The sequence below is a fragment of the Chloroflexus sp. genome, from assembly GCF_034435895.1.
In the GTDB taxonomy this organism is placed as follows: Bacteria; Chloroflexota; Chloroflexia; order Chloroflexales; family Chloroflexaceae; genus Chloroflexus.
Genome location: NZ_DAOTWH010000184.1, coordinates 1 through 8,161, shown reverse-complemented (window position 1 = coordinate 8,161; position 8,161 = coordinate 1). Strand labels below are relative to the sequence as shown.

Here is an 8,161-nt window from a genome sequence, read left to right as displayed (position 1 = left end):
GGAGATTGCGGCTCGCAATGACAACAGGGGAGCGGCACTTCCCTAAAAATCCTCCTGCGCCCTCTGCGTCCTTTGCGGCTTTGCGTTAAGAGTCTCTGCGCCTTGGCTTGCTTTGCGGCTTGGCGTTGACTTCCTCACCCCCCGGCCCCTCTCCCACCTGACAGCGGGAGAGGGGGAGCCGCGTGCTCAGCGTCTGACGCATAGCAGGAGCAGAAGACAACAGCGCCCCTCGCCCACGCCAGTGAGAGGGGGGGTGGGGGTGAGAGCCACCATCCTGCGCTGCGGGTTTCGTCACTGGATCCCGGCCTCTCAACCAATGTCATTGCGAGCGGAGGGGCAGCACAACGCGCTGTCCCGCAGCAAAGCAATCCCTCGCGAGCGCGAACGGAAATCCGCTCAAGCATCGTTCCCGCTCTCGTGGGAGATTGCTTTGGTCGGGCGGTACCCAGCCGCGCTGGGAACCGCCACTCCCTCGCAATGACAATCGGCAAACGGGTTTTGTAACCCTAGTCTAGCCATTCAGAGTCGGGATCCGAGTCACATGTTCCGCCCGTCCTTGTACCTCTCCCCTTCCCAACCCTCTGCGACCTTTCGCGCCCTTCGCATCTTTGCGTGTAACGTCGCTGCACCCCCACTTGCCGGCTTTGGAGTGCGACAGTTTGACTGCCACACTCCATATCTGTCCGTCCCTCAAGCCCGCTGGGGGAGGGCTAAGGGTGGGGGGCGTATCTCCCCTCACCCCCCCGGCTCCCTCTCCCTTCATTAGGGGGGAGAGGGGGAGCCGCGCAATGGGCGGGCGAGGCAGCGGGAGCGGAACATAGCAGCGCCCCGCTCCCGCAGGCGCGAGAGAGGGGTTGGGGGTGAGGGCCACCCCTCCCTCAGTGGGGGAGGGGCAAGGGGTGGGGGCAACGAGATGAATAGCCACCAAAACACGCAAAAGGCCCAAAAAATAAAAAACCTTTGCGACTTCGCGCCTTTGCGTTTGAATCCTTTGCGCCCTCTGCGGAGCCGGACAGCCGTCCGGCTCCACAGTTATTCCGGCAGCACGTGCAGATACCCTTCATCGATCAGGCGCTTGAAATAGGCGACGACACTCAGCGCCATGCCGCGATCGCGCAGCAAGACGCCGATTTCGATGTTGCGTTCGCCGGCGGCGGCGGTGAGGTTGGCCGAGGTGATAAAGAGTCGTTCATCGTCAACGACGACGGCTTTGGCGTGGAGAACGGCGCGCTCGCTGGCATTGAGACTGAGCGAGCGGGGGTCGTAGTAGACGCGCGGGCGGCGGTTTCCCGGCCATGCTTTGCGCCAGAAGTCAACGGCGAAGGCGCGCACCAGTACGTCGCTGGCGGTGGTGTCTCCCCACCGGCACTGGATGTTCAAGAGCAGAGTGACGGTTAACTGGGGTTGCTGTTCCATGCGCTGGGCGAGGGTGGCAAAGACGTTTGGCCCGTCGTAGTAGACGAAGCTGCTGAGCCAGACGCTGCGTTCGGCGTTGCCGAGCAGTTCGTTGTACACGCTGTTGGTGTCGCGGGTGTAGATTCCCGGCACTTGCAGGCCAGACAGCACGAGGTCGGGTTTGCGCTGGCGAGCGGTGACGCGCTCGATGGCGCGGAGGGCAGCAGCAGCGGCGCGTGCGCTCATGCCGAGGTCGTGCAGTTCGTGGAGGGCGGCAGCAAGCGCGGCGGCGTTGTCGATGCGGCCAAGGACGGCGCGCAATTCGATTTCGCCGCTGGTGAGGTCGAGCCGGCCGTGTTCGAGCGCGGCGATGAGTCTGGCTCGTTTGTCAGCGGGTAGGTCGAGCAGGATGTCGTTCATAGGCTTGGTCAGTCATGAGACACGCGGAATAGCCACAAAGAGACACAAAAATGTTCTTTTTTGTGTCTTTTGGGTCGTTTTGTGGCTATTCCGTCGGTAGCTGTCCCTTTGCATCTTGTGGAATAGCAACAAAGAGACACAAAATCTTCTATTTTTGTATCTTTTGTATAGCCCCCACTCCCAAACCCTCCCTCGCTGGGGGAGGGGTGGTAGGAATAGCCACAAAGAGATACAAAAACCGCAAAATCTTCTCTTTTTGTGTCTGTTCGTGGCTATTCCTTTCGTGACTATTACCGCCTACTCTACCGCAAAAAATGCGGCTTCTTCCAATCCGACGACCGGCACCACCAGCGCCCGGTCGAGGTAATCGTTGCGCATTTCGCACGATGATTCGCCCACCAAGGCGCAGCCGTGGCACGCGGCGCCGAGCAGCCACCGCTCTTCTAAGGCATAGATGGGGGAATGCTGGGCGCAGATTGGGTCGTTCGAGCAGAACATACCGGTGCGCAGGGCGTAATCGAGGTGCTCTTCGAGTGAGCGAGCTTGCTGCACGAGACCACCCAGCGTGCCGCTGGCGTCGGGACTGCCGGTGTAGAGCAGGATGCCGTAACGTTGATTAGCGAGATCGGCGTAAATCCGTTCGCGGATGTCGCTCATCGGGTAGCCGCAGCGCAGCGCGAGCGATTGGATGAGCAGGTGCGAGAGGGTGTGCAGTAAGATGTACGGGCCGCCGGGGAAGGGCCGTTTGCTGCGGCGACGCTCTTGCCATTTGGTATGGCCGCTGGCGAGCTCTTCCAAGCGGCGCTGCACGGCGGGCCGTTCGAGCCAGCGTATGACGGCGGCGCTGTCGAGCTGGATAAAGATGCCTTCACCGCGATTTTCGACTGCCGGGAACCACTTCGGCTCGCGCGCTAATTGCGCCCGCTCAACTTCTTGTTCGTATTCGCCGTTGATGTCGGGCATGAAGGCCTCGAAGCGGGTGAAACCGATCAGCGCCAGCACTTCGCGCAAGCGGTGCAATTGGTAGACCGCGGCGACGCCGTCGCTGAGTTTGCTCTTGCGCCAGACCCGATCGGGCAAACGGCGAACGTGAAAGTCTTCGTTGATCGGCACGTCGTCGTCGTAGCCTTCTGGCGCGGCAAGGATGGCATCGAGTTCGACCAGTTTGGGCGATTTTTCCGGCGAGCTGACGCTGCTCTGTTTGCGTTGGATGGCGGCGAAGATATCTTGGTCGGTAAATGGCGCCAGCTTTTGGGCAACATCTGCCTTGCGTTTGATAAGGCGCAAATCACCGATTTCTTCGACGATGTAGAGTTCATTCCACAATTCCGCGACTACCGCGTCAATCCCTAGGTCGGGTTCGGGGATCGAGAGCACCACCAGCACTTGCGGAAAGTAGGCGTTCGAGGCGGTACGGATGAGGAGGCGCAGCGGTTCGCTGCACTCTTCGTGGCTGTCGAGGCCGAGCCATGGCCGCCTCCCGCTGCACCAACCGAGCGGGTGCGCTGAGCGGTTCATCGCTTCAATCATCGAACGTTCGGCGCCGCATTCGCAGCGCACTTTGAGATCGCTGAGATCGCCGCTCGTACCGTGTTCGTCGAGCCAGAGTTGCTGCCGGCAGTCGGTTTTGCCGCGATGAACAAAGGTTCGCCAGTCGATGTTATCGACGTGGCCCCGACTACACGCAGCAATGAAGCGGGTGGCGACGACTGGCAATCCATCGAACCGGCTGCGCTTATCGAGCGCCTTCAGTGGCACGAGTCGCCGCGAGCGAATGCGTCCGCCGCTGTGGTCTTTCTCTTGGACGACGAACCATTCCGGGAAGCGGTAGACGCCAACGCCGAGCGGTTTGCCTCCCAGCGCGTCATCGGCTGCCGGCGGCGCGTAGAGGCGCGGGTTGCTGATGCCAGTGATGTGTTGGATGATGCGCGTGAGGCGCGGTTCTTCGATCTCTTCGAGGGCGCTCGTCGGCGGCCATGCGTCAAGGCCGCCGATGATGGCGGCGTGGCGCGGCAGGTCGAAGAGCGCCCCCGGCCCGTAGGTGGTGAGCAATTGTCCGCGCCGTAGTTGTCCGTGGGCTTTGGTTGTCATAGGCTTTTTTGTGGTTGGTTGGTGATAGTGGTTGAACTGTTCCCCCACCCCGTGCCCCTCCCCCGCTAGGGGAGGGGTGGTAGGAATAGCCACAAAGCGACCCAAAAAACACTAGAAAACACCTTATTTTGTGTTGTTTATATCTTTTCGTGGCTATTACCCCTCTGCGTCCTCGGCGCTCTCCGCGGTAAACGCCTACCCCCCATACCTCCTCACTCCGCAACCGGTTGTTCGTTAAGGTCGCGTAGATAGAGGTGTACCTCCGGTTCGACATCGCGTAACGATCGCCCGACCTGAAACTTGCACTGCTCGGCGAAGTCGAAGTCTTTGGCGAGCGGATAGCGCAAGAGCGGTTTGGCGGTGCGGCTGTCTTCAAACGGTTGGTACTGCACTGCAACGCCTTGGCTGGTGTACCCCTCAACGATCCGCTCCCACGCATCGAGCAGGTCACCGATCCGTTGCTGCACCGAGAGCAACCGCTCGTCGAGATCGTCGTGGTCGAGGTCTTGCTGGCGCAAGCGGGCATGGAAGATCTCGACCAGTCGTTGTTCGAGGCGCTGGCGTATTTGCTTGATCTGGGCAACGCCACTGGGCGGGGTCAGCGCCGGTTCAAGGTGGCGGGCCAACGCGAGCAGCGCCCCGGCGAAGCCGCGGTCAAGGGCGCGAGCGGCGAAGGGAGTGACGCTGCCGGCTTCGACCGCGCGGTAGAAGGTTTCGTGGTAGTGGCGGAACCGTTCGTAGTGCGAGCGGTCGCGGGGCCGGTGGATGTTGAGCAGGGTGACGACGAGGCCCGGTCGATTCTCGTCGCGCCCGACCCGGCTGGTGGCCTGAATGTATTCGGCGGTGAGCATCGGTTGGCCGATGACGACCATTAACCCTAGCCGCGGAATGTCGAGGCCGACTGAGATCATGTTGGTGGCGAGCGCGCAGTCGATGCGCCCGTCAGGTTGGGCGAAGGAGAGGCTGAGCTTGCGGCGCGCTTCGGCGACTTGGGCCGTGCTCACCCGCGAGGTGAGTTCGAGCACTTCACTGAAGCGTTCGCGGTTGGCGAACAGGCCGCGCGTTTCGCCGACCCGCTTGCGCTCGCCGTAGCCTTTGATCGTGCTCTGCACCTCTTCTTCCAAAATGCGCCGCGTGCCGCCGAGTTCGCGCAGGTTGTTGAAGTAGCCGAGCACGGTCATGTACGGATCGGCAGGGTTGAGCGGGTTGCGATCTCCGCCTGCGTCGAGATAGGCCTGTTGCGCCGCTCCCATCAGCGCCAGCCACGCTTTGCGCATCATCACTTTGGGGCTACGCCCTTGCGCAGCGACGCCGATGTATTGGCGGGCTGGCGCAATGTTGGCTGGAACGGTGCGGGCAAAGAACGAGTCACGCCGGTCAGGGCCGGGAGGCGGGAAGATGTCGGTCAGCGGGCGGCCAAATAGGGCTTGGATCTGGTCTTGGGCCCGGCGGACGGTGGCGGTGGAGGCGATGATCTTTGGCCCAACCGGTTTGCCGTTGACTTCGCGGGTGCAGAGCGCGTCAATGGCGGTTTCGTAGAGGCCGGCGAGCGTGCCGAGCGGGCCGGAAATGAGGTGCAGTTCGTCTTAGATGATCAGGTCGGGCGGCGCGAGCGGTTGGCTGAGCCGTTTGCCGCGCCCTAGCTCCGCCGGGCCGTAGAAGCCGTCGTGATCGTAACGGTTGGCGCCGCCGAGCAAGACGCCGCTTGGCCCGACCCACGGTAACGCGGCGAATTTATCAACGGTGGCGACTAGAAAGGCCGGCAAGCGCCGGTAGATCATTTCGTCGATGGCGACGATGGGGAGCGCATTGTCGCCGCTGAAGTCGCAGGCAAAGTTTGGGCAGACGACGCGCAGTGCGCTCGGATTGTCAGCGTTGGGCCAGAGGGTGAACGATTGCGGCGTGAAGCGCGTGCCGCACTATGGGCAGCTCTCAAGCGGGATGGGCGGTGGATTCCCACGTGAATCGCTCTTGTACCGATTGAGCAGCGACCGCGCCGTGTCGTCGCGTTTGTCGCCCTTTTTGCCGAGGTAGTTTGGAGTCGCTCCTTTCCCCACCCACAGCCCGATCTCGAAGGGCCACTGGCCGTACTGTTCCGACGCTTGTTGCCGTTCGAGTTCGAGGGCGCAGATTATGCCGGTAGCGCGGGAGAGCTGGTCGAGGGTGAGCAGGCGCAGGGTGTAGCGCATGATGACGCTGACGCCAGCCCCGGCTAAGCCGTCGTCGCCGCGGTAGCGGAGGCGGCGGAGCACCAGCGTGAAGGCGGCGAGGCCGAGGTAGGCTTCGGTTTTACCGCCGCCGGTGGGGAAGAAGAGCAGATCAACCACGTTGCGGTCGGGATGGGTGGGATCGGCAATCCCCGGCAGGTTGAGCAAAATAAAGGCGAGTTGGAAAGGTCGCCAGCGTGGGGAGGCAATGTTGTTGCGCTGGCGGAGGGCGCGGGCAACGGCGCGATTGGCGACACGAAAGGCGTCGAGCGCCGATGGTGATTGGGCCAAGAGATCGATGCCGCTCGCAATCCGTTCGGCGGCTTTGCAGGCTTGCCGCACTAAGACACGCGCCGTCTCGCCACGTTTGCCAGCAAGAGAGGCGCTGCGCTGTTCCTGTTCATCCAGCCATGCATGGTACGCCGTCACCAACGGGCGCAGGGCCTGCTCGGCAGCCGCGCCATCGGCCAACGCGCCGAGCGCGTCCATGCCCAGTTCTACATCCGGTACCGGCGCCGTCACCGTCTTCTCGACCGCGGCTTGCGGCAGCCATGCCGTGCGCACGACGGTGCATGCGCCATCAACCAGATCCCAATCAGCCGCCACCGCGTGACCAACGGCGTATTCCGGCACGTTGGCGTAGTGCAGGTCGGCCACCAGCTCATCCCACTCGGCGGCACGCAGACCGCTCAGATTGGGGCGCGGCTCAAACGGGCGCGCGCTGCGCACTTCGATCTCGGCCTGAAACGCATACATCTCGTCAAACGGGTCATAATTAGGGGGACGGTTGTTGATCAGGTAGATTGTCACCGAGCGGATGCCGGCGGTCAGGGGTTGTTCCGGCCCCGGCAAGGCGATCGGGCGTTCGACGACCTGATACTGCAAGCCGCCGGAGTTGGGCACATCGCGGGCCGGCGTCCGCCCTCCCGTTAGCTTCACCGTGACCGTCTCGGCGCGCGGCTCGCGCTGCCATACCTGCGTCCCTTCCGCTTCCGGCGTAGTAACCAGCCGGTAATCTCCCCAGCGGAAGGTGACGGCCAGTTCGCGGGTGTCGGCGTCAACCAGAAAGGTGAGGCCGATGGACGAAGGAAAGTTGCCTTTCCGCGCCGCCGGACGGTCATCGTTGGCTTCCGGCTCGACCCTGCTCGCAGCGGCAGTCACGGCGAAGTCATCGTCTTCGTCGGGATCGGCGGCCCGTTCGGCGGGCGTGCCCGACGGGATGAGGAAGCCAGTGAGGTACCACATTGAGGGCCGGATATCGGCGGGCAACTGTTCGCGTTCGAGCGGGTGACCCGCCGGCGGCCCGACGAGGTCGAGTTGTAAGGCGGTGATGAGCCGTTCGCGTACGTCGAGTGAGGTGAGCGTGTTTGTCATGCCTGTCTGATGTTTTGGGGGAATAGCCACAAAGAAACACAAGAGACACCAAATATAGTTGCGCAGAGTGCATCACTTGCTAGCGATTCCTCCTATCTCGGTGCCCAGATATACTTTTTAATCTCAAACTTTGCCGTACCAAAATTGATCAACAACCCATGCTCGATCCGGGTTGACTTCAAATACCCCAAAAGCTGCGATACACGCTCTGAAGTTAGCGCGCGTACTACCTTCAACTCGACGAGCAACCGTCCCGCAACAAACAGATCGGCAAAATACTCGCCTAGAATTGTACCATCCTCGTCAAACACTGCGATTTGATATTACGATTTAACATCTAAACCTAATTTCGTCAAGCGATGTACCAAGGCATTATCATCCACCTTTTCCAGATGGCCGGGGCCGTGGTATCGGTGAATAGCATACGCCGTTTCGCGCACGATGTCGCAAAGTTGGTTGATGGTCTGCGCTGTCACGGTCCTTCTCCTGTGATAAAAGTAACGATTTTGGAAATAGCCACGAAGAGACGCAAAATACGCCAAATCTTTTTGTGTCTTCTGTGTCTTTTTGTGGCTATTCCCCCTTCGCCCGCTGGGCATTGAGCTCCAATAGGCGGGCGAGGATTTCATCGCGCACCTCGTCGGGCCAGCGGTAGCGGTACGGCTTCTTGCGCC

The 8,161-nt window shown here is 61.6% G+C and carries 8 protein-coding genes; 1 reads left to right on the top strand and 7 read right to left on the bottom strand.

Annotated elements, in window-relative coordinates:
- Positions 1–1,032 precede the first annotated feature (1,032 nt).
- From drmC to U9R81_RS10825, 3 genes are all read right to left on the bottom strand, one after another.
- On the bottom strand, positions 1,033–1,815 hold the full coding sequence (gene drmC, locus U9R81_RS10835) for a DISARM system phospholipase D-like protein DrmC (RefSeq protein ID WP_322495468.1): 783 nt from the start codon (positions 1,813–1,815) through the stop codon (positions 1,033–1,035).
- Positions 1,816–2,112: 297 nt separating this feature from the next.
- On the bottom strand, positions 2,113–3,906 hold the full coding sequence (locus U9R81_RS10830) for a DUF1998 domain-containing protein (protein ID WP_322495467.1): 1,794 nt from the start codon (positions 3,904–3,906) through the stop codon (positions 2,113–2,115).
- Between the two features lie 212 nt (positions 3,907–4,118).
- Positions 4,119–5,186 carry a helicase-related protein gene (locus U9R81_RS10825; protein ID WP_322495466.1) on the bottom strand — a complete coding sequence of 356 codons (1,068 nt, stop codon included), beginning with the start codon at positions 5,184–5,186 and terminating at the stop codon, positions 4,119–4,121.
- Between the two features lie 34 nt (positions 5,187–5,220).
- On the opposite strand from U9R81_RS10825, the gene U9R81_RS10820 reads away from it, so the two are divergent.
- Positions 5,221–5,445 (top strand): hypothetical protein, encoded by a 225-nt coding sequence (locus U9R81_RS10820; protein WP_322495465.1) that lies wholly within the window; start codon positions 5,221–5,223, stop codon positions 5,443–5,445.
- 47 nt (positions 5,446–5,492) lie between these two features.
- Here the strand turns inward: U9R81_RS10820 and U9R81_RS10815 are convergent, their stop codons facing one another.
- From U9R81_RS10815 to U9R81_RS20070, 4 genes are all read right to left on the bottom strand, one after another.
- Positions 5,493–5,687 (bottom strand): hypothetical protein, encoded by a 195-nt coding sequence (locus tag U9R81_RS10815; protein ID WP_322495464.1) that lies wholly within the window; start codon positions 5,685–5,687, stop codon positions 5,493–5,495.
- A 138-nt stretch (positions 5,688–5,825) separates the two neighbouring features.
- Positions 5,826–7,487, bottom strand: coding sequence for a hypothetical protein (locus U9R81_RS10810; RefSeq protein ID WP_322495463.1), 1,662 nt, complete (start codon positions 7,485–7,487; stop codon positions 5,826–5,828).
- A 92-nt stretch (positions 7,488–7,579) separates the two neighbouring features.
- The gene (locus U9R81_RS20075) at positions 7,580–7,798 is read right to left on the bottom strand and encodes a GxxExxY protein (protein ID WP_416180954.1); all 219 of its coding nucleotides are present in this window, start codon (positions 7,796–7,798) and stop codon (positions 7,580–7,582) included.
- Between the two features lie 12 nt (positions 7,799–7,810).
- Positions 7,811–7,963, bottom strand: a complete 153-nt coding sequence (locus U9R81_RS20070) for a GxxExxY protein (RefSeq protein WP_416180953.1) — start codon at positions 7,961–7,963, stop codon at positions 7,811–7,813.
- Positions 7,964–8,161: the final 198 nt, after the last annotated feature.